At 62.9% G+C, this 22,196-nt stretch carries 19 protein-coding genes; 5 read left to right on the top strand and 14 right to left on the bottom strand.

Annotated elements, in window-relative coordinates; genetic code table 11:
• Nucleotides 1–35: 35 nt before the first annotated feature.
• Both RHIBR816_RS0113475 and RHIBR816_RS0113470 read right to left on the bottom strand, forming a co-directional pair.
• Nucleotides 36–1,010 carry a sialic acid TRAP transporter substrate-binding protein SiaP gene (locus RHIBR816_RS0113475; RefSeq protein WP_018237080.1) on the bottom strand — a complete coding sequence of 325 codons (975 nt, stop codon included), beginning with the start codon at nucleotides 1,008–1,010 and terminating at the stop codon, nucleotides 36–38.
• A 36-nt stretch (nucleotides 1,011–1,046) separates the two neighbouring features.
• Nucleotides 1,047–1,796 carry a FadR/GntR family transcriptional regulator gene (locus RHIBR816_RS0113470; protein ID WP_018237079.1) on the bottom strand — a complete coding sequence of 250 codons (750 nt, stop codon included), beginning with the start codon at nucleotides 1,794–1,796 and terminating at the stop codon, nucleotides 1,047–1,049.
• A gap of 291 nt (nucleotides 1,797–2,087) precedes the next feature.
• Here RHIBR816_RS0113470 and ric point away from each other — a divergent pair, with 291 nt between their 5' ends.
• Genes ric through RHIBR816_RS0113450 form a run of 3 tightly spaced genes read left to right on the top strand, consistent with a single transcriptional unit; the run spans nucleotide 2,088 to nucleotide 4,220 of the window.
• Complete coding sequence (gene ric / locus RHIBR816_RS0113460) at nucleotides 2,088–2,762, top strand: iron-sulfur cluster repair di-iron protein (RefSeq protein WP_018237077.1); 675 nt, start codon at nucleotides 2,088–2,090, stop codon at nucleotides 2,760–2,762.
• Nucleotides 2,763–2,767: 5 nt separating this feature from the next.
• Complete coding sequence (locus RHIBR816_RS0113455; RefSeq protein ID WP_018237076.1) at nucleotides 2,768–3,967, top strand: NnrS family protein; 1,200 nt, start codon at nucleotides 2,768–2,770, stop codon at nucleotides 3,965–3,967.
• Nucleotides 3,951–4,220 carry a DUF6522 family protein gene (locus RHIBR816_RS0113450; protein WP_034815311.1) on the top strand — a complete coding sequence of 90 codons (270 nt, stop codon included), beginning with the start codon at nucleotides 3,951–3,953 and terminating at the stop codon, nucleotides 4,218–4,220. The genes RHIBR816_RS0113455 and RHIBR816_RS0113450 overlap by 17 nt, the downstream gene beginning before the upstream one ends.
• Nucleotides 4,221–4,489: 269 nt before the next feature.
• On the opposite strand, the gene RHIBR816_RS0113445 is transcribed toward RHIBR816_RS0113450, so the two are convergent.
• The 12 genes from RHIBR816_RS0113445 to RHIBR816_RS0113390 form a co-directional block, all read right to left on the bottom strand.
• A complete protein-coding gene (locus tag RHIBR816_RS0113445; protein WP_018237074.1) occupies nucleotides 4,490–5,299 on the bottom strand; it encodes a TIM barrel protein in 810 nt (269 codons plus the stop codon).
• Complete coding sequence (gene iolB, locus RHIBR816_RS0113440; RefSeq protein WP_018237073.1) at nucleotides 5,296–6,105, bottom strand: 5-deoxy-glucuronate isomerase; 810 nt, start codon at nucleotides 6,103–6,105, stop codon at nucleotides 5,296–5,298. Before iolB ends, RHIBR816_RS0113445 begins: the two co-directional genes overlap by 4 nt.
• A 28-nt stretch (nucleotides 6,106–6,133) precedes the next feature.
• Complete coding sequence (iolD, locus tag RHIBR816_RS0113435) at nucleotides 6,134–7,972, bottom strand: 3D-(3,5/4)-trihydroxycyclohexane-1,2-dione acylhydrolase (decyclizing) (protein ID WP_018237072.1); 1,839 nt, start codon at nucleotides 7,970–7,972, stop codon at nucleotides 6,134–6,136.
• Nucleotides 7,969–9,891 (bottom strand): 5-dehydro-2-deoxygluconokinase, encoded by a 1,923-nt coding sequence (iolC, locus tag RHIBR816_RS0113430; protein ID WP_018237071.1) that lies wholly within the window; start codon nucleotides 9,889–9,891, stop codon nucleotides 7,969–7,971. The genes iolD and iolC overlap by 4 nt, the downstream gene beginning before the upstream one ends.
• 142 nt (nucleotides 9,892–10,033) lie before the next feature.
• Nucleotides 10,034–10,975 carry a sugar phosphate isomerase/epimerase gene (locus RHIBR816_RS0113425; RefSeq protein WP_026186959.1) on the bottom strand — a complete coding sequence of 314 codons (942 nt, stop codon included), beginning with the start codon at nucleotides 10,973–10,975 and terminating at the stop codon, nucleotides 10,034–10,036.
• A gap of 54 nt (nucleotides 10,976–11,029) precedes the next feature.
• Nucleotides 11,030–12,202 (bottom strand): Gfo/Idh/MocA family protein, encoded by a 1,173-nt coding sequence (locus RHIBR816_RS0113420; RefSeq protein ID WP_018237069.1) that lies wholly within the window; start codon nucleotides 12,200–12,202, stop codon nucleotides 11,030–11,032.
• 49 nt (nucleotides 12,203–12,251) lie between these two features.
• On the bottom strand, nucleotides 12,252–13,277 hold the full coding sequence (locus tag RHIBR816_RS0113415) for a Gfo/Idh/MocA family oxidoreductase (protein WP_018237068.1): 1,026 nt from the start codon (nucleotides 13,275–13,277) through the stop codon (nucleotides 12,252–12,254).
• On the bottom strand, nucleotides 13,274–14,179 hold the full coding sequence (locus tag RHIBR816_RS0113410; protein WP_018237067.1) for a sugar phosphate isomerase/epimerase family protein: 906 nt from the start codon (nucleotides 14,177–14,179) through the stop codon (nucleotides 13,274–13,276). The genes RHIBR816_RS0113415 and RHIBR816_RS0113410 overlap by 4 nt, the downstream gene beginning before the upstream one ends.
• A gap of 113 nt (nucleotides 14,180–14,292) precedes the next feature.
• Nucleotides 14,293–15,117: an ATP-binding cassette domain-containing protein gene (locus RHIBR816_RS0113405; protein WP_018237066.1), complete on the bottom strand. Its 825-nt coding sequence runs from the start codon at nucleotides 15,115–15,117 to the stop codon at nucleotides 14,293–14,295.
• A gap of 10 nt (nucleotides 15,118–15,127) precedes the next feature.
• On the bottom strand, nucleotides 15,128–16,126 hold the full coding sequence (locus tag RHIBR816_RS0113400) for an ABC transporter permease (RefSeq protein ID WP_026186958.1): 999 nt from the start codon (nucleotides 16,124–16,126) through the stop codon (nucleotides 15,128–15,130).
• A 10-nt stretch (nucleotides 16,127–16,136) separates the two neighbouring features.
• Nucleotides 16,137–17,183: an ABC transporter permease gene (locus tag RHIBR816_RS0113395; RefSeq protein WP_026186957.1), complete on the bottom strand. Its 1,047-nt coding sequence runs from the start codon at nucleotides 17,181–17,183 to the stop codon at nucleotides 16,137–16,139.
• Between the two features lie 107 nt (nucleotides 17,184–17,290).
• Complete coding sequence (locus tag RHIBR816_RS0113390; RefSeq protein WP_018237063.1) at nucleotides 17,291–18,265, bottom strand: sugar ABC transporter substrate-binding protein; 975 nt, start codon at nucleotides 18,263–18,265, stop codon at nucleotides 17,291–17,293.
• 167 nt (nucleotides 18,266–18,432) lie between these two features.
• Here RHIBR816_RS0113390 and RHIBR816_RS0113385 point away from each other — a divergent pair, with 167 nt between their 5' ends.
• Complete coding sequence (locus RHIBR816_RS0113385; protein ID WP_018237062.1) at nucleotides 18,433–19,470, top strand: LacI family DNA-binding transcriptional regulator; 1,038 nt, start codon at nucleotides 18,433–18,435, stop codon at nucleotides 19,468–19,470.
• A gap of 201 nt (nucleotides 19,471–19,671) precedes the next feature.
• The gene (locus tag RHIBR816_RS0113380; protein ID WP_026186956.1) at nucleotides 19,672–22,182 is read left to right on the top strand and encodes a heavy metal translocating P-type ATPase; all 2,511 of its coding nucleotides are present in this window, start codon (nucleotides 19,672–19,674) and stop codon (nucleotides 22,180–22,182) included.
• Nucleotides 22,183–22,196 lie beyond the last annotated feature (14 nt).

Genomic DNA, 22,196 nt, shown 5'->3' with positions numbered 1-22,196 from the left:
GTCGGCCCGCCATGCAGCGAGCCGACAAAGGCGGTTCACTTGACGGCGCGAATAGCCTCCCAGTCCTCCTTCTTGTAGCCGAAGTCCTCGAGGGCGACCTTCTCCATGACGGTCGACTCGAAATCGGCCTTGTCGACTTCGGCCACATCGAGACCGCGCTCCTTGAAGGTCGAGACGAGCGCCTTCTCGCGCTCCTCGATGATCTTGGTGGCGCGCTCCGCGGCCTCCTGCATCACCTCGGTGAAAATCTGCTTGTCGGCGTCGGAGAGCTGCGACCACAGGTTCTTCGAAACGACCGTATTCAGATGGTCGACGATATGGCCGGTCAGCACGATGTGCTTCTGCACTTCGAAGAACTTCTTCGCCTCGATCGTCGTCAGCGGATTTTCCTGGGCCTCGACCGTGCCGTTCTGAAGCGCGAGATAGACTTCGGCGAAGGCGATCGGCGTCGTATTGGCGCCGCAGGCGCGCGGCATGGCGAGATAGGCCGGGACGTCGGGGACGCGCATCTTCAGCCCCTGCATGTCCGCGCATTTGGCAATCGGCTTGTTCGACGTGGTGTGGCGCGTGCCGTAATAGGTGACCGCCGTGATGTGGTTGCCGGAAGCTTCCTCATAGCCCGCCGCCAGGCGCTTGAAGACGTCGCTCTTGGTGTAGGCGATCAGATGGGCGGGATCGCGGAACGTGTAGGGGAAATAGGTGACGCCGATCGGCGCATATTCACGCGCGGCAAAGCTCGAACCGGAAATGATGATATCGACAGTGCCGAGCTTCAGGCCCTGGTTCAGATCCGCTTCCTTACCGAGCTGCGAGGCCGGAAAGACATCGACCTTGTAACGCCCGTCGGTGCGCTTGCCGATCTCCTCGGCCGCCCAGACGGATTCGGTGTGGAACGGCTCCGAGGTTTCGTAGACATGCGCCCATTTCAGCGCCGTCTGAGCCTGCGCGGTCAGGGCCGAGCCCAGGATGGCCGCGGTTGCGCCGAGTAGCGTTAACAGTCTGACTTTCATCTTCTTTCTCCTCCCAAAGTGAAGTCACTGCATGCTTTACTGACTGCTGCTTCCGGCACGCCTCCATGCGGCCGGTATCGTGCTGTCGGACGGCTCCTCCCCAAAGCTGGCCGACAGGCGAAGCTGAGATTGATCGAGATGGGCGCGCATCGCGGCCCGTGCGGCGGCCGGATCGCCAGCCGCGATCGCGTCACGGATGGCGCGATGTTCCTCCATCGCCGCCCGCCACGTGTCGGTGTTCTCGAAATAGCTGGCGAGCTTCTCGAAATAGGGCGTCATGCGCATGTCGTGGATGCTGCCGACGAAGCGGTTCAGCGTCTGGTTGGCGATTATGCTCGAGACGATGACATGGAACTCGCGATCGATCGCCAGCGCCTGGCGCCGATCCTCAAGCGCGGCGGCCATGCGCGCCAGGTTGTCGTCGAGGATTTCTATATGTTCGGGCCGCGCCAGCCGCGCCGCCTCCTCGGCGATCGCACATTCGACCACCGCCCGCGCCCTCAACAATTCGAACGGTCCTTCGAAGTCCTCCGGCGGCACATCGGCTGCCGGCACGTTGCGCGCCGTGACATAGATGCCCGACCCCATGCGGATATCGATGAAGCCTTCGACTTCGAGCACGATCAATGCTTCCCGAACGGTCGGGCGGGAAACGCCCAGCTTCTGCGCAAGCTCCCGCTCGGCCGGAAGCCGCGAACCGGGCACCAATTCGCCCCGCTCGATCAGGCCTCGCATCTGGTCCGCCACCTGCCGATACAGGCGGCGCGATTCCACGGCAGAGAACATCCGCATCCTCGTTGCGGGCCATCCGGTCGCGTTACGGCTGGTGGCCAGGTGGTCATACCAATTTCGACAGAATACGCGCAACGCTGCCGATGTCAACTACTACAGCTACCGCGCATCCCCACTGCCCGTGGAAGATCTCGCCGCTGCTGAAGCGCCAAAGGCCCGCGGCGCGGATCATGCGGACCGGCTTCCCGCGCGCACGCGCCCTTCCCTTGTTTGAGATAGGACAAAGACGGAAATCGCCGTCTCCTGTTCGAATAGTCCGGAACACCAATTCTCAGAGGGCCACCGATGACAGCAATCAACCTCGACAACATCGTCGCAACGATCGCAGCAGAGCTGCCGGGCGCCGCGGAAGTCTTCCGCCGGCATCGCATCAGTTTCTGTTATGGCGGCGACGTGCCGCTTTCAGAAGCCGCCGTCAAAGCCGGGCTTGCGCCATCGGCGCTGCTGGCGGAACTGGAGACCCTGGTGCAGGCGGCGGAGCGAGCCGCGCCGGAGGGGACCGCGGATCTCATTGCCCACCTCCTGGACAGATACCACCAGACGCACCGTCAGGAGCTTGCCTGGCTCATTCCGCTCGCCCAGAAGGTGGAGCGGGTGCACGGCGACCACCCGTCCGCGCCGATCGGGCTTTCGCAGGTGCTGGAGCGGCTCCGCGACGAGCTCGAAAGCCACATGATGAAGGAGCAGCAGGTCCTCTTCCCGATGATGCGGCGCGGTGGCAGCGCGATGATTGCCCATCCCAGCGCCCAGATGCGCCACGAACACGAAGAGGAACCGGAGTATCTGCGGGCTATCGAGCACGTAACCCATGGGCTGTCGCTGCCGCCGGGCGCCCGCGGCTCCTGGACCGCGCTCTACACGGGACTACGGAAGTTCACCGACGATCTGGTGACCCATATGCATCTCGAGAACGCCGTGCTATTTCCGCGCTTCGAGGCTCAGCCGCAAGCGGCCGATTGAGACACGTGGATCTGGTGGGCTGGAGATCCGTCTGGCAGGCGCCCTACCGGCCCCTGTTCTTTCTTGCGGGGCTATGGGCGCTTGTCGTGCCGATGGCCTGGCTGCTTCCCGAGGGAACCGGTCCCGACTCGGTCGCATGGCATCGCTATGAGCTGGTGTTCGGCATGGCTGGCGCTGCGGGTGGAGGCTATCTGCTGACCGCCCTGCCCGCCTGGACGAAGCGCGGTCCCGTTTCTCCGGCCGTGACCGTGGTTGCCGCTTGCCTCTGGTGTGCCGCCCGATTGACGAGCGCGCTCTCGAGCGATCTGCCGTTTCCCGCTGTTGCGATCGGGGCCTCCACCTATTTCGCCTGGTTGACGGCGATTCTCGCTCATGGGGTGCTCTCCTCGGCCGCCTGGCACCGCTTTTGGGCGCCGCTCGGTACCGCGGCGCTTGGCGTAAACGCTTCGCTGTTTCTCGCGAAGGTCCCAAGCACGGCAAGCATGCCGCTGCCATACGTCGTTCTGATCATCCTGATCGGCGGGCGTGCCGCACCCGCCTTCACCCGTCGCTGGCTCGCCGGGACACGCCCCGGAGACGCCGTTCGCGATCGGCCAGCCCTGTCTTGCCTTGCGATCGCCGGTGTCCTTTGTTCCAGATTCCTAGACGTTGCTGCATGGCAGCATGTGGCCTCGGGCCTTGTGCTCGTTCTGTCGGCTGCCCTGCTGGTGCTGCAGATGTGTGGCTGGCATAGCTTCAGGACCCGCCACTACCCGGCGCTGTTCATCCTCCACCTGGCCTTCGCCTGGACACCGGCCGGGCTTGCTCTGAGCGGCCTTGCGACCCTGTTTCCCGACCTAATCCCGCCTACCGCCGCCCTGCATGCGCTGACCATGGGTGCTATGGGAGCAATGATGGCAGCCTTGATGATGCGATCGGCAATGGTTCGCAGCTGCGAGCGCCTGGTGCTTACGCCGACCATGGCTTGGGCCTTCGCGCTCGTGTCGCTGGCCGCGCTGCTGCGCGTCTGCGCCAATTGGACAGGCGGGACGAACTTCGATCCCATCGGCGCGGCCGCCGCGTGCTGGATGACGGCCTGGGCGCTCTTCCTGGCGGCCTATTGGCCGGCCCTGCGCGGCCCCGTACCAAGACCCGTGTTCAGCGCCGCTATCGGCAACCGGACCGCGCCTCGACCGGAGGCCGGCCGGCATCAAGAAGGCAGATAGTCAACGCAGTCAAAATGGGGATTTCGTGCTGAATCCGTCCGAGCTTGCCGCCCGGTTCGGACTGTCGGACGATGACTTCCGCCGGAACATCCGAAGGGGCCTGATCAGAAGCACGGTCGAGCGTGGCGAGGCCGAGGACGCAGGCACCTGCCGTCTCAGCGTGAAATTCGGAATCCGGATGTGGCGCGCCGTCCTCGACGCCGAGGGCCGGATCGCCACCGAGGAGATGGCCTTCCTTCGCACGAGCCTGTGACCACCATCTGTGCCGCGCGCTCCCAGTTGCCGGAGCCGCTGGTCTGGTGGACGGCATGGGCACGGGCCCTGGCCGGATCATCGTCGCCATGATCGGCGCGTTCCTCCTTGCCGACCGTGATCCTGACCATGGGCGACATCCAGGAGACCATCGATCTTGACGAACGGCCTTCGTAAGGATCGAACTTCAAGAACCGCGTGAATTGCTTCTGCCGAGTGGGGCAAACTCTCGCTACGGCGCCGACCGGCGTCAGCAGATGATCACGTCCGTCATCGCTTCACGGATGCGCTGATGAATTCGAACGAGGCGGCGACATCGCGCGCGAAGGTCGGGCTCGCTGGAATCGACGGGCTGGTGCATTCGAAAGAGAACGCGCCCTCGTAACCTGCATCGAGAAAGTTCTCGATCTGCGCGATTGTGCCGCAACGATCCTTGCGATCAACGAATACACGGTGGGCATCGAGCCTTCCGTCCAAGGCAGGGGCCGGATCGGAAATCCCCGAGATATGGACGATCGCTGTGTATTCCGGGAAGATGGGACCATCCCCGGCGATCGCATGCTGAAACGTATCGTGCACCAGCTTGAATTTCGTCGGCCCGCCCATCGCCTCGATCGCGTCGACCAGTTCTGCCTTGTCCTTGAGAGAGGAAGTGGCGAATCCTATGGGCTCGATGAGCGCGACGACCTTACGCCCGTCGAGCATTGGCAGCACCTCGCGCATCGCGTGCCGCAGCGCTTGTTGGCGCACCCCATCTTCCGTTGCACGACCATCGACACGCGGGATCAGGCTGATCGTTTCCGCCCCGCTTTCATCGGCGGCGTCGATCAGTGACTGAACGGCGTTCGCCCGCTCATCCGACCAGTCATTGAACGGATAGACCTCGCTAAGGCCGAGCAGCCGCAGGCCCCTTTCTCTCGCCATGGATCCTGCACGAGGCGCGGAAATCCCGTCAAACAGTGGACGACCGAGATCGTTTCGCGGCTCGACGCCCACGCAGCCGAGCTCTTTCGCCAGGTCCAGAAAGTCCTCGTAGGACAGGTGCCGGGCGGTCTTCTGATTGAGTGCGCGATTGATCATTTTGCATCGCGCTCCATGATCCATGTCACCTCGGGCGCCAGCACGAAGCGCCACTTGCGCAACGGCCCGGCCATGACGTTGAGATAGTACATCTCGAATCCGTAGGGCGCGCCGCAGGGGTGGTGTCCGCGCGGTACCAGCACGACGTCGTGGTCTTTTACCGGCATGGTTTCGTCGAGGAGGCCGTCGTCGGTATAGACGCGCTGGATGCCGAAGCCGGAGGCCGGGCTGATCCGATGATAATAAGTCTCTTCAAGATAGGTGATGCGAGGGTAATCGTCCTCGTCGTGGCGATGACTGGGGTAGCTCGACCAGTGACCTGCGGGCGTGAAGACCTCGGTGACCAGCAGACTGTCGCAATAATCCTCGTTCTCCATGGCGATATTGTTGATGTAGCGCGTGTTCGTGCCCTTGCCGCGTTCCGTAAGAACGATGCCGTCGGGCCCGATCCGGCGTGCCTTGTGTCCGCCCTTCCCCGGAGCGGAGCAAACCGCAATGGTGCAGTCGGTCTGCGCAAAGGCTTCCCAAGTCTCACCGTTGGGCACGTAGAGGCAATGGGGCGGGGTCTTCTCGAAGACGTCCATCCGCTCGCCCAGTACGCCCCAATCCTGGCCAGCGGCGGTCACGGCGGCCTTGCCCTCGACGATCACGAGAATGACCTCGCAGTCAGCGGTAGCTTCGGCCGCGCGTTCGCCCTTGCGCAGCCGATACAGTGAAAAGCCGACATAACGCCAACCGGCATCGGTTGGGGTGATCTGATGGATCTTTCCATGCGTGCCATAGGGTTTGCGCAGCAGGTCGGTCATTTCTCGTCCTCGGGTTCGGCCATCCAGATCAATCGAAAACGCGTTGGTTCGCGGCATTGCGGTTGTAGTGTTCGCGCGCCGTCTCGAGCCGTTCGGGACCGCCCGCTTGCGGCACGGCGACATCCCACCAGGACCCGCCGGCACCGGTGCCGGGCACGGCGTCCGTGTCGATCACGATGACACTGGGAACGTTGCGGCCACGTGCTTCGACGATCTTCGCCTCGAGTTCTGCGATGCTGGCGACCTTTTCCGCGTGGGCCCCCATCGAACGGGCATGCCAGACGAAATCGATCTCCGGCTGCACCTCGATATTGGAGTCCTTGTACATGTTGTTGAATTCCGCCCCGCCGCATTCGATCTGCAGCCGGTTGATGCACCCGTAGCCGCGGTTGTCGGTGAGCACCACGGTGAACGGAACGCGGCGTATGACGGCGGTCGTCAATTCGGAATTCGCCATCATGTAGGAGCCGTCGCCGACGAAGCAGACGACCTCCTTGCCCGGTGAGGCGAGCTTGATGCCCATCGCGCCCGCCACCTCATAGCCCATGCACGAATAGCCATATTCCATGTGGTAACCGTCCTTGGCGGACTGCCAGAGCACCTGCAGCGCGCCCGGCATGGTCCCGGCGGCACACATGACCACTGTGTTGTCCCGCGCCACCCGCTGCACCGCACCAATCACCTGCGCGTCGGTGGGCAAGTCGTTGCTGGGCGTGTCCTGCGGCGCCGCGGTGACCCGCTTCACCGTCTCGTGCCAGGCGAGCCGCGACTTGCCATCGAAAGCGGGAGCCTTGTGATCGCCCAACAGTACCGAGATCTTCTCCAAGGTCACCCGCGCATCGCCCACACACGGCGTGGCGCCATGCTTGGCGGCGTCATAGCCGTGCAGATTGATCGAGACGAGTTTGCGCCTGCCGTTCCTGAACAGCGCCCAGGACCCCGTGGTGAAGTCCTGAAAGCGCGTGCCGACGCCGATGACGAGGTCGGCCTGTTCGCACAGGCGGTTGGCGCATTCTGAGCCGGTAACGCCGGGCGAGCCGAAGTTGAAACCATTCTCCCAGGAATTCGCGCCCTTGCCGGCCTGCGTTTCGACAAAGGGAATATTGTGCCGCTCAGAGAAGCGGGCCAGCACGTCCTCCGCGCCCGAATAAAGCACGCCGCCACCCGACACGATCACCGGGCTCGCCGCCGCCCGGATCATCCCGGCAATTTCAGCCAGTTCGCGCGGATCGGCCTCCGGCCGGCGGATGTGCCATGTCTTCCGATCGAAGAAACTTTCCGGATAATCGTAGGCTTCCGCCTGCACGTCCTGGCAGAAGGCAAGGCACACCGGCCCGCAATTGGCGGGATCGGTCATGACGGCGAGGGCGCGCGGCAGTGCGGTCAGCAGATGCTCGGGCCGGGCGATGCGGTCGAAATAGCGGACCACCGGCCGGAAGGCGTCATTGGCGCTGACCGTACCGTCGTCGAAATCCTCGATCTGCTGCAGCACCGGATCGGGACGGCGGTTGGCAAAGACATCGCCTGGGATAAACAAGACCGGCAGGCGGTTGACATGCGCCAGCGCCGCCGCCGTCACCATATTGGTCGCACCGGGCCCGATGGAAGACGTCACGGCGTGGGCACGCCGCCGCCGTCTCGTCTTGGCAAAGGCGATCGCCGCGTGCGCCATGGTCTGCTCGTTCTGGCCGCGCCAGGTCGGCAGCTTGTCGCCGATCCCATGCAGCGCCTCGCCAAGCCCTGCGACGTTGCCGTGCCCGAAAATCGCCCACACACCCTCGATGAATCGTTCGCCGTCCTCGGTCATCTGCAGCGAAAGCCAGCGCACCATCGCCTGCGCGGCGGTCAGTCTTACCGTCTTCGTCATGCCACTTTCTCCCGCGCCGTGCGCCGCGCCTCGTCCCAGATTTCGCAAAGTCGTGCATAGCGCCTGGCCATTTCGGTGACGGCGGCGTCATCGCCGATCTCGCATTTCATCCAGGCCCGCGCCACGTCGCCAAAGATCGTCCTGCCCACGGCAAAGCCCTTGACCAGCTCGAAGCCGGCGGCAACCTCGAAGCTTGCCGCAAGCTCGGCCTCGGGCGCATCGAGCCCCAACACCACGACGCCGCGCGTATGAGGATCGTGTTCCCCTATCGCCGATATCGCATTGTCCCATGCGCGCCGCGTCCGCATCGGCTCGAGCTTCCACCAATCGGGATAGATGCCCGCATCGTAGAATTGGCGGATGAGCGTGGCCGTCGTCTCGTCATCGACCTTGCCGACCTTGGAGGGGATGATCTCCAGCAGAAACTCCAGATTGTTGCGCCTCGATGCTTCGAACAGGCGCTTGACCGTCGCCTCCTGATCCGCGCGCCTGGCGGCGTCATCGTCCGGGTGGCAGAAACACAGCACCTTGACGACATTCTCTCGCGCCCATTCGGAGAGTCCGCCATAATCCGAGCCCAGTTCCGGCTCGAGCGACAGCGGACGTGATCCCGGCCATTCGCAGGGGCGCCCGATCCACAGGCCCGTGCCGGACGCGGCATGGAGCGCCTTACGGCCGATGCGGTTGTCGCACAGGATGCCGTAGCCCGGCCGCCCGTCTTGAACCTGCAAGGCCGCCGCGAGGCAGAGCTCCTTGAACGCCCCGCCCTTTTCGAGCGTATAGCCCGCCATTTCCTCGAGCTGCAGACGGTGATCAAAGGCGAAGACGCGGCATTCGGACCAGTCACTGCCGTGATTGCGGTGGCGGTTGGTCGACCAGTGGATTTGCTCGAGCTCTCGATCATTGCGCAGATCGGGCCGCTTGATTCCGCGCTCGAGGAAGAACTCCAGTTCCTCCAGCGACGGATAGGCCGGTGTGCAGCCGTGGCGAGACACGGCAAAGGCGCCGCAGGCGTTGGCGTATTTGAGGGCCGTCGGCCAGTCTGCGTCTTCGAGCCAGCCTTTCAGGAGCCCGGCGAAGAAGCCGTCGCCGGCCCCCAGCACATTGAACACGTCGATCGGGAAGCCGGGCCCCGTCTGCCCTTCGTCCAGACTGGCCGGAATGGCCCCTTCGAAAGCCACCGCTCCCATCGCACCACGTTTACAGATCAGCGTCGCGCTGGAGACGGCGCGCACGGCGCGCAGGGCCTTGAGCGTTTCTGTCGATCCGCCAGCGATATGAAATTCCTCTTCGGTTCCGACGATCAGATCGAACAGATGCAGGTTCGATTGCAGCTTTGCCGTCACCTTGGTACTTTCCACGAAGCGGCTTTCACCCGCGCCGTGCCCGGCCACGCCCCACAGATTCGGGCGGTAGTCGATGTCGAGCGCGGTGCGCAGTCCGTGCTTGCGGGCGAGATCCAGCGCCTTCAGGACGGCCGCCTCGGTTCGAGGATGGCTCAGATGGGTTCCCGTCACCACGACCGCGCGGGCCGAAGCGATATAGTCCTCATCGATGTCGTCCTCGGAGAGTGCCATGTCGGCGCAGTTCTCGCGATAGAAGATCAGGGGGAATTGCTCTTGATCGCGGATACCCAGAAGGACGAGTGCCGTCAGTCTTTCCGGGTCGGTCAACACGCCACCCACGTCGACCCCCTCGCGGACGAGCTGATCCCGGATGAAACGCCCCATATGCTCGTCACCCACCCGCGTGATGAGTCCCGATTTCAAGCCCAGCCGGGCCGCACCGGAGGCGATGTTGGTGGGCGAGCCGCCGATATATTTGTTGAACGATCCCATGTCCTCCAGGCGCCCGCCAACCTGCGCGCCATAGAGATCGACCGAGGACCGGCCGATGGTGATCACGTCGAGTGTCTTCATTTCAAAACTCCTTGCGCACCAGAAACCGCCGCGGGCGAGGAAAGACCGGCTGGCGGCCAAATCGTCGAGAATGCTGCCGGTCTTGCGCGGGTCTCGTCCTCATGCGGCATGGCCGGGCCGCGCGGGGCGGCCCGGACCAAGTTCAGCGGCTGATGGTCGCCTGCAGCGCGTCGATCGAGGACTGGATGCCGGCCTCGGTAGACATGGTGAAGTCTTCCATCTCGAGGCTGACCCAACCGTTGTAGCCGACCATGCGGACGACCGAGAAGAATTCCTTCCACCACTGCAGGTCATGGCCCGCGCCGACGGCGACGTAGTTCCACGTGCGGTTGGCGACATCGGTGACATCCTTCAATTCGAGAAGGCCGTTCACATCCGCAAGCCCCCGCTCGATGCGGGTATCCTTGCCGTGGCAATGGTGGATAGCATCGCCGAGCGCACGCGCGGAGGCGATCGGGTCGGCGCCCATCCACATCAAGTGCGACGGATCGAGGTTCATGCCGACCGTCGGGCCAACCTCGTCGCGCAGACGAAAAAGCGTCTCGGGATTCCACACGAGCATGGCCGAGAAGTTTTCGAGCGCGTATTTTTCGACGCCGGCTTCCTTGCCCAGCTTCACCAGATCGTGCCAGAGCGGGAAAGCGCGGTCTTCCCACTGGTAGCGATCGCGCTCCGGCATCTCGTCGGGCCAGCTCTTGGTGTAGACCAGCCAGTTTGGCACCATGTCGCCCGGCGCAGCTTCCGGCAGACCGGACATGGTCACGATGGTCTTGACGCCGATTTCACCCGCAAGGCGAATGGTGTCCTCCATCTCCTTGCGGTGACGCTTGCCCATCGCACCCGGATCGAGCGGATTTGCCGAGCAGTTGAGTGCCGCGATTTCGAGGCCACGCGCCTCGATCTCTTTCAGCTTCGTTCTCAACAGCGCCTTGTCGGCCAGGAGCTCGTCGGCCCGGAAATGCGGCCCGCGGGACCAACCGCCGCCGGTCATCTCGATGCCTTCGACACCGAGTTTGACGCATTTGTCGAGCATATCGGTGAAGGAGAGATTTCCCATCACATCGGTGCAGATCGATAGTTTCATGTGTCTCTATCCAAAAAAAGGGGGCGCCCGAAAGCGCCCCAGTCAGGGAGGAACTTATCGGAAATCAACCCAGGCGGAGCCGGCGTCGGCCGAGCGAACGCAATTCTCCAGCCAGCGGACGCCTTCGGTGCCGGCCTTGATGCCGGGATAGTGGTGCGTCTTCAGGAAGACCTCGTCGCCGCGCTTCTTCGCGTCGATTGCTTGCGCGATCCAGAGGTAGATGTTCGACCAGCTGTCGCCGAGGCCTTCGGTATGCAGCGCGCCCATGCGGTCGACGGCGAGACTCTCTTCCTCGAGATAGGGCATGCCGTGATGCAGCGTGCGGTTCGGTTCGCCCTGAACCTCATAGATCAACTGGTCGGGATGGCTGTCGCTCCATTCGACGGAGGCCCTGGAGCCGACGAAACGGTAGCGCTGCGAGCCCATGTTCCCCGCATTGACCGACGACACCCAGAGACGGCCCCGCGCCCCGTTGTCGTAGTGCATCAGCACCGTGGCATGATCTTCAAGCGGCGCACGGGTCAGGATGAATGCCTTGCGGTCGCAGAGCAACTTGTCGATCTTCAGGTGCGGCAGCACGACTTCGGAGAGGTAGTAGAGATGCGTGCCGATATCCCCGAGGACAAAGGTCGGCCCGGCCGTTTTCGGGTTCGTGCGCCATTTCACGGCTTCGCCGGCGCCCACATCGTCCCCCGAGTTGAAGCCGTGGGTATATTGCATGTCGACGATGCGGATATCGCCGAGCATGCCCTTCTTGACCATAGCGGCCATCTGGTGAACCAGCGGGTGGCCGGTGAAGCCGTAGGTCACACCGACGATCAGGCCCTTTTCCGCGGCAAGCTTTTCGACCTCCTCGCATTCGGCCACGGTGAAGAACAGCGGCTTTTCGCAGATGACGTGCAGCCCGGCCTCGAGGCAGGCCTTGGTGATCTCGTAATGGGTGAAGTTCGGGGTCGCGATCGAGACGACTTCGACGCCATCTTTGCGTGCCGTTTCCCTGGCGATCAGTTCGTTGTAGTCGGCATAGCAGCGGTCCGCCTCAACGCCGAGTTTCGCGCCGAAGTCGCGGCCGCGCTCGGCGTCGAGATCGAAGGCGCCGGCCACCAGCCGATAGGTGCCGTCACGCAGCGCGCCGGTGCGATGCTTGTAGCCAACCTGGCCGGTGCGGCCGCCGCCGACCATGGCCCAGCGCAGCGGCCGTTCGATAAGTCTTTCTCCATTCAGCATTATTTGACCTTTCGGGAATGTTGTCTTTTTGGGGAGTCGCCCGGGAACGTCAGTTGCCGGGGGCCTCCAAAGTCGTGTCGTAAAGCGAGGGGCGATTACGCATGCGGACCGGCTCGAGCGCGCCGCTTTCCACTGCTCTCAGCGCCGCGTCGGCGACCAGCGTGGCGGCATAGCCGTCCCAGGTGGAGGGCCCGGTCGCCGTCCCCCGCGCAGCCGCGGCAATCCACTCGCGAAATTCCTGGTCATAGGCTTCGATGAAGCGCTCGCGCCAATCCGCGGGGATCGCTTGGCGGATGCCGTTCGCATCCGAAATCACGGTTGCCGGTCGGTTCGGAAGTGCGGCTACCCCCGCCTCGCAGCTTACCTCGCCGCGGATATCGTAGCCGTAGGCGATGTTGACCGAGATCTCGACATCGACCAGCGCCCCCGAACCCATGTGCAGCAGCACTACCACCGGATCGCGCAAGTCCTTGCCACGGCGTGAGCGCCGAGGCACGCGGACCTCGACCCCCGTCACCTCGTCGTTTAGAAGCCAGCGCGAAATATCGGCGTCATGGACGAGCGTGTCGTTGAGCGGCATGTCCGAGGTATAGAGCCCCTCGGGAACGGCCGCATTGCGGTGCGTCGAATGGTACATCAGCGGCGCACCAAGCATGCCGGAGTCCAGCGTTGCCTTGAGGCGGCGGTAGTCCGCATCGAAGCGGCGCATGAAGCCCACCTGTACCAGGCGTCGGCCGAACGCCACCTCGGCCTCCATGACCCTCAGAGCCGCGGCCGCGGTCGTGACCAGCGGCTTTTCGCAGAAGACCGGTTTGCCGGCGGCGATGCAGTCGAGGAGCTGCTCCTCATGGGCGGGGCCCCAGGAGCAGACGACCACCGCCTCGACCGTCTCGCAGCGGATGAGCTCGCCCGCCGTGGCAAAGACCGTCGCCCCCTCAGGCGCGACCGCGGCAGCGCGAGCGCCCTCGATATCGCTCACTGCGACCACCTCGACGCCCGACAGAACCTGGGTCAGACGGCGGATGTGATCCTGGCCGATCATGCCCGTGCCGATGACACCGACCTTGAGGGTCATTTTGCCCCCCAGTACTTGTCGATGTAACGCTGCATCTCGGTGCGCATGAACGTACCGGAGTGGTCCGCCTTGTCCTCCCAGGCGAAGACGCAGGCGGTCATGATGCCGTCGAAGCCCACTTCGGCGAGGGTGGCGAAGAAATCGTCCCAAGGAACCTCGCCCTGGCCAATGTTCAGGTGTTGATGCACGCGGGCCTGAGCGCCCGGAGGATTGAGAATGTAACGCAGGCCTGAAGAGGCCTTGTGGTTGAACGTGTCGCCCACGTGGACGTGGGCGAGAACATCTGCGGCCTCCCGCAGCATCGCCTTCGTGTCGTCCCCGAAATAGAACGTATGCGGTGCGCAGTAGAGGAACTTGACGTTCTTCGAATTGACCGTGCGGATGATGTCGAGGGCGGGCTGCAGCGTCTCGCACCAATCTTCCGGATGGGGCTCGACGTTAAGCCTGATGCCTTCGCGCTCGAAGATCGGGACGAGCTCTTCCATCGATCGCCACCAGGCTTCTTCGCAGGCTTCGATCATCGAGCCGGTGTGGCAGCAGTAGCAGGAACCCTTGTCCGGGTGCGGACCGCGCCCGAACTCCGAGTTCATCGTATCCACGCCCAGTTCGACGCAGATCTCGATTGCCCGCTTCCAATGTTTCACCGCGGACTGGCGCTCGGTCTCGTCATTGGAGGCCCAACGATACATCGGGAGCAGCGAGGCGATCCCGACATTAGCGTCGGAAAGCGCCTTCTTGAACGACTTCACCCGATCGGGGAAGACGCGGGGCGCCTTGAACCATTCCAGAAAGTCCGCCCGCGGGCTGAGCTCGATCCACTCATAGCCGAGCTCCGCCACTTTCGAGGGGAGTTTCTCCAGCGAGAGATGGCGATGCATGAAGGGGTCGATCGCGATTTTCATTTTAACCTCCAGATTCCGGACGCAACTCTACCTCCAGCTCCGACGACGACCTTTTTCAGCCGCCTCCGAAGCTGCGCGTGTTGCGCAATTTTCGTTTGTGGTGCCGTCAGCGACTACTGGGCTGGCGGCGGTGGCTGCCCTTCGTGGGCATCCATGTAACTCTCGATCTGAGCCTCGAGATCAGCCATGGTTTCCCCACCCGCCATCAGGTCGGTGATCTCCTCACGGGTCTTCTCGCCCCTTCGGAAATCGGCAGCGATGGCTCCGCGGATCAGGACTGCGAAATGGTCCCCGACGGTCATGGCGTGCATGACCTGATGGGTGATGAAAACCACTGCCAGGCCCCGCCGCTTCGCCTCGTTGACGATACGGAGCACATGGGCGGCCTGCTTGACGCCGAGCGCGGCGGTTGGTTCGTCCAGGATCAATACCCGGGCTCCGAAATGTACCGCTCTTGCAATCGCAAGCGACTGGCGTTCGCCGCCTGAAAGCCCCCCGACTAGTCGATCGCCATCGTCGATGCGGGTGATGCCGAAGTCCTGCACGGCCTTGACGGCAATCTCGTTGGCCGTCTTGCGGTCATAGACCTTGAACGGGCCCCAGCCCTTGGTCGGTTCGACGCCGACGAAGAAGGAACGGCCGATCGACATCAGCGGAAAGGTGCCGCCGAATTGATGCACCGTGGAGATACCCATTTCCTGGGCTTCTCGCGGGCCGCTGAACTCGACCGGGTTGCCGTCCATCAGGATCGTGCCGCGCGTCGGTTTGTGCACGCCCGCAAGGGTCTTGATGAGGGTCGATTTGCCGGCGCCGTTGTCGCCGAGCAGGCAGAGCACCTCGCCCGCCCGGACCTTGAGCGAAATGTTATGCAGGACGTCGATCGGCCCGAAGCTCTTGTCGACATTTTGGAGTTCAAGGATCGGAGTATTGTCAGACATGATCGAACCCTCACTTCTTTTTCTTCGGCGCGTAGCTCAATGCCATCTGCCGGAAGGTATTGTTCATCAGAACTGCAGCCATGAGCATCACGCCGATAATGAGGTTGGACCAGTTGCGGTCGATGTCGGTGAAATAGATGCCCTGGTTGACGACAGCGAAGGTCAGCGCACCGAGGAATATCCCGACGACCGAACCGAAGCCGCCAGTGAGCAGCACGCCACCCACGACGATCGAGACGATCGTGTTGAAGATATAGTTCATGCCGCCCGAGACCTGTGCGGAGTTGAACTGGATCGCCCCGCACATGCCGACGAAGGAAGCGGCCGTGCTCGATAGAACGAAGAGAGCAATCTTGAGCCTCTTGGTCGGGATCCCGGCATTGCGGGCGCTGACCTCGTCTCCGCCCATCGCAAAGATCCAGTTGCCGTAGCGCGTCGCATGAAGCACGAAAGCGAAGACGATCGTCAACGCGAACCACCACAGGATAATCACCTGGAACTTGCCGAGGATGAGTTGGCCGAAGACCGCCTTGGCCCAGGTCGGCGCCTCCAGCGGAACCGAGGCGGCCCCGGTCAGAATGACGGATCCTGCGAGGACGAGACCCTGCACCGCAACCAGCGTACCTAGCGTGATGATCAGCGAGGGCACGCTCGTGCGCACCGCCAGGAAGCCATTCGCCAGCCCCACCAGAACGCCCAGGCCGAGCGCGCCGAGCATGCCGACTACGATCGGCAAGTCATAATAACCCGACAGAATGGCGATCGACATCGATCCCGCCGGGATCATTGCGCCGATCGAAATGTCAAGCTCGCCAGCGATCATCAGAAGGCCGACCGGCAAGGCGACGATACCGAGATTGGCCGCGAAATTGACCCAGCTCGCCGCGCCGAAAAGCGTACCGAGGCTCACGCCGCCGAAGGCTACATAGAAGGTAATCACGGCGACGAAGCTCAGCACGGCTCCAAATTCCGGGCGGCGTAGAATTTGTCCGAGGGATAAGCTGTTCATTTCCGCGCCCTCATTTCTTCTTCGTTGCATAGGACATCGCCAGGACCCGGAACTTGTCGTTCATCATCACGGCGAGCAGCAGGAGCGCGCCGATGATCACACTGCCAAGGTTCGGATCGATGCCCGTGAAATAGATGTCCTGATTGACGATCGCGAAGGTGAGCGTACCCAAGACGATGCCCACCACCGACCCTGCGCCTCCGGTCAGGAGCACACCGCCAATGACCACGCACATGATCGAATTGAAGATGAACGATTGCCCCGCGAGCACCTGCGCACTTTGGTAGACAAGCACCTGGCTGACGCCGACGAAGGCCGCAGAGAAACCCGACAACATGTAGAGTGCGATGGTCAGTCTTTCCGTCGGAATACCGGCGTTGCGGGCCGAGATCTTGTCGCCACCCAGAGCAAAGATCCAGTTGCCCAGAGTCGAGACGTGCAGCAGATAGAAGAACGCCGCAACGAACAGGAGCCACCAGAAGATCGTCACCTGAAACATGCCGCCGACGAAATCGCCGAGGATCGCCTTGACGGTCGGACTTGGTACGAGCGACACGCCGGTGCTGCCGGCGATGAGCACGGTGAAGCCCAGGGTCAGTCCCATGACGCCGAACATGGAGCCGATGGTGACAATCAAGGATGGCACCCCGGTGCGGTTGACCAGGTAGCCGTTGAAAAATCCAACGATGAGCCCGACACCCAGACCGGCGAAAATGCCGACAAATTCGGGAAGGCCGTAATGGCCGGAAATAATGGCGACCGTCAGGGATGATGCCGGAATCACCGCGCCGATCGAGAGATCCATTTCCCCGGCGATCATCAAGAGGCCCACCGGGAGCGCGACGAGACCTATCTCGGCGGCAATGTTGAGCCAGCTGGCATAGCCCGCAGGGGACAGGAAAGCTTGGCCGCCCACCAGAGCGAAGAAGACGAACACCGCGATCAAGCCCAGCAACGAACCTGCTTCAGGGCGACGAGTAAGCTGACCGATGGTCGCTTTGATATGGTGGCCACCTGAAGGAACCGAGGAGGCCTGAACCGTATTTGTCGTGTTCATTTTGATACCACCAATGAAGCCGCAAGACCGATGACGACCGGCACTATTGGAAGATTGGAAGCTACCTGCCTCAAACGGCAGGCAGCTTCGCGAGGTTCAGCCGAAGCTCAGCGGGCGCCCGCCTTCACACCCTCCAGGGTGGCATCGACGTTCGATTTGTCGATCACGCCTGGGCCGGTCAGGATTTCCCGGGTCGGCACCGTAAGGCCGTAATTGACTTTGCCGTTCAGGATCGAGACCGCGAGGTAACCCTGCAGATAGCCCTGCTGGTCGACCGCGCAGAGCTGGGTGCCGCTTTTGATGTTGTTCAGGATCGTTTCATCCATGTTCATGCCGCAGACCTGCACCTGGCCCTGCTTGCCGGCCTGCGTCACCCCATTGACCGCCGAGTTCGTGTCGACGTTGCCGATAGCGAACACGGCCTTGATGTCCGGGTTCTGTAGAAGGTGCGCCTTGAGGGCCTGCGCCACGGCCGTGGCCGAACCGAAGGACGTTGCCGGCAGCGGCAGTGCGGAGCCGACGCCGCCACCCTCGGTGACCCCGTCGATCATGCCCTTGCAGAAGGCTTCGATGTTCGCCGCACCAGGCAAGGTGTTGAGACAGACCGCATTCTTCAGGTCATGCTCGGCGAAGTAGGTGCCGGCAGCCTTGCCGGACAGGTAGTCGTTGGATCCGATATAGTTCATCGCACCCAGGCGGTCGGCAGCTTCGATGCCGCCGGCGTTGTAAATGACCAGCGGAATGCCGGCGTCGACGACCGCCTTGAATGCGGGATCCATGGCCTCCGGCACCCAGTTCGGGCCTACGATCGCATCGGCGCCCTGATCAATGGCCTGGCGTATCAGTTCCGCCGCGTCGACACCGAGGTTGTCGTAGTTCTGCGGCCCGAGCCAGGTTACCGACCCACCCTGCGCCTCCACGACTTTGCCGGCGTCCTCGGCACCCTTCTTCACGATCGACCAGAACGGGTCGTCCGGCTTGCCGCCGACGACAAAGATATTTGCGGCCATGACCGACGATGCGCCGATGGCAATAGCAGTACCTGCCAGCAGCCCGCGCAGGGCATGCTTCGAAAAATTCATCAGATTGTCCTCCCTAGAGTTTGCGATCGCGAGGCCACCTCCCAAGGGCGCTTCTCGAATTCGCTGGAATGTTTGTACCAAATGGCTCAGCCCGTTGGAATAGTTGTTGCAGAATTTGAAAATTTTTGTATCATTTAGTCTCATTCCAATTTGGTGTGAAATATGCCATGAAAAAGCGCCCGACCATTGCCGATCTCGCCGAGGCGTCCGGCGTCAGCGTTTCGACGATCAACCGAATCCTTGGTGGCTCGGGTTCGGTGCGCGCGGATACAATCGAGAGAGTGCAGAACGCTGCGGAAGAGATCGGATTTTACGGGATAGGCGTGATCGAGGATCGTAAGAGGCGCGCGCTGCCGACCTACCGTTTCGGTTTTCTCCTTCAGCAATCGACGCGCGAACTGTACCGGCTGTTCGGCGCGAAGATCATCGAGGCGGCGGCAAGACGACAGTATGAGAAGATTGAGCCCCTGGTGGATTTCGTCGATCTTCTCGAGCCCCAGAATATCGCCGACCGCCTGGAAGTGCTCGGCAGACGCTGTGACGCGGTTGCCATCATCGCCGGCGACCACCCTCTGATAAGCCAGACGATCCACTCGCTCAAAGTCCGCGGCAAACCCGTCATCGCCTATGTCACCGACCAATCCGCGCCGGATCGGGCAGGCTATGTCGGAACCGACAATTGGAAGCTTGGCCGGACCGCAGCCTGGTTTCTCGCGCAGACGACCGGCACCCCGGGTCGCGTCGCGGTCTTCATCGGAAATCACCGCTATCAGTGTCAGGATGTCTCGGACGCAAGCTTCCGGTCCTATATGCGGGAACACGCGCCGCATCTAAGGGTGGACGACAGCCGGCCGACCCACGAAGAGCCGCAGGAAGCCTATCGGATCGTGACCGAATTGCTCTCCGGCCTCGACGACCTCCGAGGCATCTATATCGCCGGGGGCGGCATCTCCGGCGTTTTACGCGCGCTGCGCGAAGCCCCGGACGAGAAGCGAAACAAGGTCAGGATCGTCTGCCGCGACATTGGCCCCGAAACCCGCAAAGGATTGACCGAAGGGCTGATCACCGCCGCTCTCTGCCATCCCCTCGACCGGAGCTCGGACGAATTGATCGCGACCATGGTCGCCTCGCTGGAGCACCGTAACAGCACGACGATCCTGCAACGCGTGGTTCCGTTCGAGATCATTACCCCCGAAAGCGTATAGCCGTCAGCCGGTTCGGCACGGCGATCGCCAGGATCGAGAGGCGGCGCTCCTTCTCGCCTGCCCTCTTAGGACTAGGAGCGATGAACTGGCCCCGTCGTCGTCCTCGTCGTTTTTTGATGCCTTCAAACTGACAACAGCCCTTGACCTTCCCATCGTTGGAAGCCTCATGTTGTCGGCAGACATATTGCAAGGACTATCAGTATGGCATCTCCGAGTGCTGCCGCAACCCGACGTGCAGAGCATACGCAAAGGGTCAGTCTTTCCGTGGGGGGGATGAACTGCGCCTCCTGCGTAGCACGTGTCGAGAAAGCAATCACCGCCGTGCCGGGCGTGGTATCAGCGTCCGTCAATCTGGCTACGGAGCGCGCCGACGTTCGCTTCGATCAGACGACGAAGCCGTTCGACATCATCAGGGCGATCGAGAATGTCGGCTACGGAGCGGTCGAAGACACGCTCGAACTTGGCATCGAGGGAATGAGCTGCGCGTCCTGCGTGGGGCGTGTCGAGAAGGTGCTGAAGACCGTTCCCGGTGTTGTCGAGGCCCACGTCAATCTTGCGAGCGAGCGAGCCTCGATCCGTCTGGTCAGGGGGCTTGCGACCACGGATATGCTGTTGGAGGCGGTTCGCAGCGCCGGTTACGAGGCACATCAGCTTGGCGATGACCGGGACGTCGACCGCGAGGCAGGAAGGCGCGACGAGGAACTCAGGCACCTGCAGCGGGACTTCCTGATCGCCGCCCTGCTGGCGTTTCCTGTCTTCGTCCTCGAAATGGGGTCGCACCTGGTGCCGGCGATCCATGATTTCGTGATGACCCGTATCGGCATGGAGCAGAGCTGGTACCTGCAGTTCGCTCTCGCGACGATCGTTCTCTTTGGCCCCGGCCGTCGCTTCTTCGCAAAGGGCGTGCCGGCGCTGCTGCGCGCCGCTCCCGACATGAATTCGCTTGTAGCGATCGGCACGGTCGCCGCCTGGGGTTATTCCGTCGTGGTGACCTTCGCGTCAGGGCTTCTGCCGGCCGGGACGGCCAATGTCTATTACGAAGCGGCAGCGGTGATCGTCACGCTGATCCTGCTCGGACGGCTGCTCGAAGCGCGCGCTAAGGGCCGCACGTCTGAGGCGATCAAGCATCTGATGGGGCTGCAGCCAAAGACGGCGCGCGTCCGGCGCGGTGACGAGACGCTGGAGATTCCGATTGCCGAGGTGCGCGCCGGCGACCTGGTGCTGGTGCGTCCCGGCGAGAAGGTTGCCGTCGACGGCTTGGTCGTCGAGGGTGATTCCCATGTCGATGAATCGATGATCACCGGCGAGCCCCTGCCGGTTGCAAAGACGAGTGGGTCGGACGTCGTCGGCAGCACGATCAACAGGACCGGCGCCTTCACCTTCCGCGCCACCAAGGTCGGTGCCAACACGGTCCTTGCCCAGATCATCCGGATGGTCGAGCAGGCGCAAGGCGCGAAACTGCCGATCCAGGCGCTCGTCGATCGCGTCACCGCCTGGTTCGTACCGGTCGTCATGGCAGTCGCCTTGGCGACTTTCCTGGTCTGGCTCACCTTCGGACCGGACCCGGCCCTGACATTCGCCCTCATCAACGGCGTTGCGGTGCTGATCATCGCCTGCCCCTGTGCCATGGGCCTTGCCACGCCGACGTCGATTATGGTGGGCATGGGGCGCGCCGCCGAAATGAGCGTCCTGTTCCGCAAGGGGGATGCCTTGCAGACCTTGCGCAGCGCCGAAATCATCGCGGTCGACAAGACCGGAACGCTGACGAAGGGGCGGCCGGAACTGACCGACCTCGAGACCGCCCCGGACTTCGATCGCAATACCGTACTGGCTCTTGTCGCCACCGCAGAAGCCCGCTCCGAGCACCCGATCGCCGAGGCGATCGTTTCCGCCGCCAAAGCAGCGCGCCTCGCAATGAGCGAGCCCGACACGTTCGAAGCGATTACGGGCTTCGGCACCAGAGCCGAGGTCGCCGGAAGAACGGTCCACGTCGGCGCCGACCGACTGATGACGCGCCTCGGGCTCGACGTCTCGCACTTTGCCTCGGACGCCGCCCGGCTCGGCGACGAAGGCAAGAGCCCGCTCTACGCCGCAATCGACGGAAAACTGGCTGCGATCATTGCGGTTGCCGATCCGTTGAAGGAGACGACGCCACAGGCGATCCGGGACTTGCACGATCTCGGCCTGAAGATCGCGATCATCACCGGCGACAACCGCCGGACCGCGGAAGCCATTGCGCGCAAGCTCGGCATCGACGAGGTTCTCGCCGAGGTGTTGCCGGACGGCAAGGTCGCGGCGGTAAGGCGCCTGCAGGCAGATGGCCGCAACGTCGCCTTCGTCGGGGACGGGATCAACGACGCACCGGCGCTTGCCGCCGCCGACGTCGGCATTGCGATCGGCACGGGAACGGACATCGCAATCGAAAGCGCCGACGTGGTCTTGATGTCCGGCGACCTCGTCGGTGTGCCGAAGGCGATTGCACTTTCCAAGGCGACGATCCGCAACATCGGGGAGAACCTGTTCTGGGCCTTTGCCTATAACGTGGTGCTGATTCCGGTCGCCGCCGGGGCGCTCTATCCCGGCTATGGCGTGCTGCTTTCGCCGGTCTTTGCCGCCGGGGCAATGGCACTTTCCAGCGTCTTCGTGGTCGGCAATGCGTTGCGCCTCAAACGACTCGGAGGTCTCGAGCGACAGGAAAACGGGGAGCGTTGAGCAGGCTCTGTTGG

Origin of the sequence: Ensifer sp. BR816 (assembly GCF_000378985.1) — a bacterium.
In the GTDB taxonomy this organism is placed as follows: Bacteria; Pseudomonadota; Alphaproteobacteria; order Rhizobiales; family Rhizobiaceae; genus Sinorhizobium.
This window is presented reverse-complemented; position numbering and strand designations above follow the sequence as displayed.

What these genes read in the sequence shown, in the direction of transcription:
- RHIBR816_RS0113395 (WP_026186957.1), bottom strand. Translation starts at nt 17,183, where the DNA reads ATGAACACGACAAATACGGTTCAGGCCTCCTCGGTTCCTTCAGGTGGC.
- RHIBR816_RS0113410 (WP_018237067.1), bottom strand. Translation starts at nt 14,179, where the DNA reads ATGAAAATCGCGATCGACCCCTTCATGCATCGCCATCTCTCGCTGGAG.
- iolC (WP_018237071.1), bottom strand. Translation starts at nt 9,891, where the DNA reads ATGAAGACACTCGACGTGATCACCATCGGCCGGTCCTCGGTCGATCTC.
- RHIBR816_RS0113400 (WP_026186958.1), bottom strand. Translation starts at nt 16,126, where the DNA reads ATGAACAGCTTATCCCTCGGACAAATTCTACGCCGCCCGGAATTTGGA.
- RHIBR816_RS0113385 (WP_018237062.1), top strand. Translation starts at nt 18,433, where the DNA reads ATGAAAAAGCGCCCGACCATTGCCGATCTCGCCGAGGCGTCCGGCGTC.
- RHIBR816_RS0113470 (WP_018237079.1), bottom strand. Translation starts at nt 1,796, where the DNA reads ATGTTCTCTGCCGTGGAATCGCGCCGCCTGTATCGGCAGGTGGCGGAC.
- iolB (WP_018237073.1), bottom strand. Translation starts at nt 6,105, where the DNA reads ATGACCGACCTGCTGCGCAAACCCTATGGCACGCATGGAAAGATCCAT.
- RHIBR816_RS0113390 (WP_018237063.1), bottom strand. Translation starts at nt 18,265, where the DNA reads ATGAATTTTTCGAAGCATGCCCTGCGCGGGCTGCTGGCAGGTACTGCT.
- RHIBR816_RS0113475 (WP_018237080.1), bottom strand. Translation starts at nt 1,010, where the DNA reads ATGAAAGTCAGACTGTTAACGCTACTCGGCGCAACCGCGGCCATCCTG.
- RHIBR816_RS0113420 (WP_018237069.1), bottom strand. Translation starts at nt 12,202, where the DNA reads ATGCTGAATGGAGAAAGACTTATCGAACGGCCGCTGCGCTGGGCCATG.
- RHIBR816_RS0113415 (WP_018237068.1), bottom strand. Translation starts at nt 13,277, where the DNA reads ATGACCCTCAAGGTCGGTGTCATCGGCACGGGCATGATCGGCCAGGAT.
- RHIBR816_RS0113425 (WP_026186959.1), bottom strand. Translation starts at nt 10,975, where the DNA reads ATGAAACTATCGATCTGCACCGATGTGATGGGAAATCTCTCCTTCACC.
- RHIBR816_RS0113380 (WP_026186956.1), top strand. Translation starts at nt 19,672, where the DNA reads ATGGCATCTCCGAGTGCTGCCGCAACCCGACGTGCAGAGCATACGCAA.
- RHIBR816_RS0113445 (WP_018237074.1), bottom strand. Translation starts at nt 5,299, where the DNA reads ATGATCAATCGCGCACTCAATCAGAAGACCGCCCGGCACCTGTCCTAC.
- RHIBR816_RS0113405 (WP_018237066.1), bottom strand. Translation starts at nt 15,117, where the DNA reads ATGTCTGACAATACTCCGATCCTTGAACTCCAAAATGTCGACAAGAGC.
- ric (WP_018237077.1), top strand. Translation starts at nt 2,088, where the DNA reads ATGACAGCAATCAACCTCGACAACATCGTCGCAACGATCGCAGCAGAG.
- iolD (WP_018237072.1), bottom strand. Translation starts at nt 7,972, where the DNA reads ATGACGAAGACGGTAAGACTGACCGCCGCGCAGGCGATGGTGCGCTGG.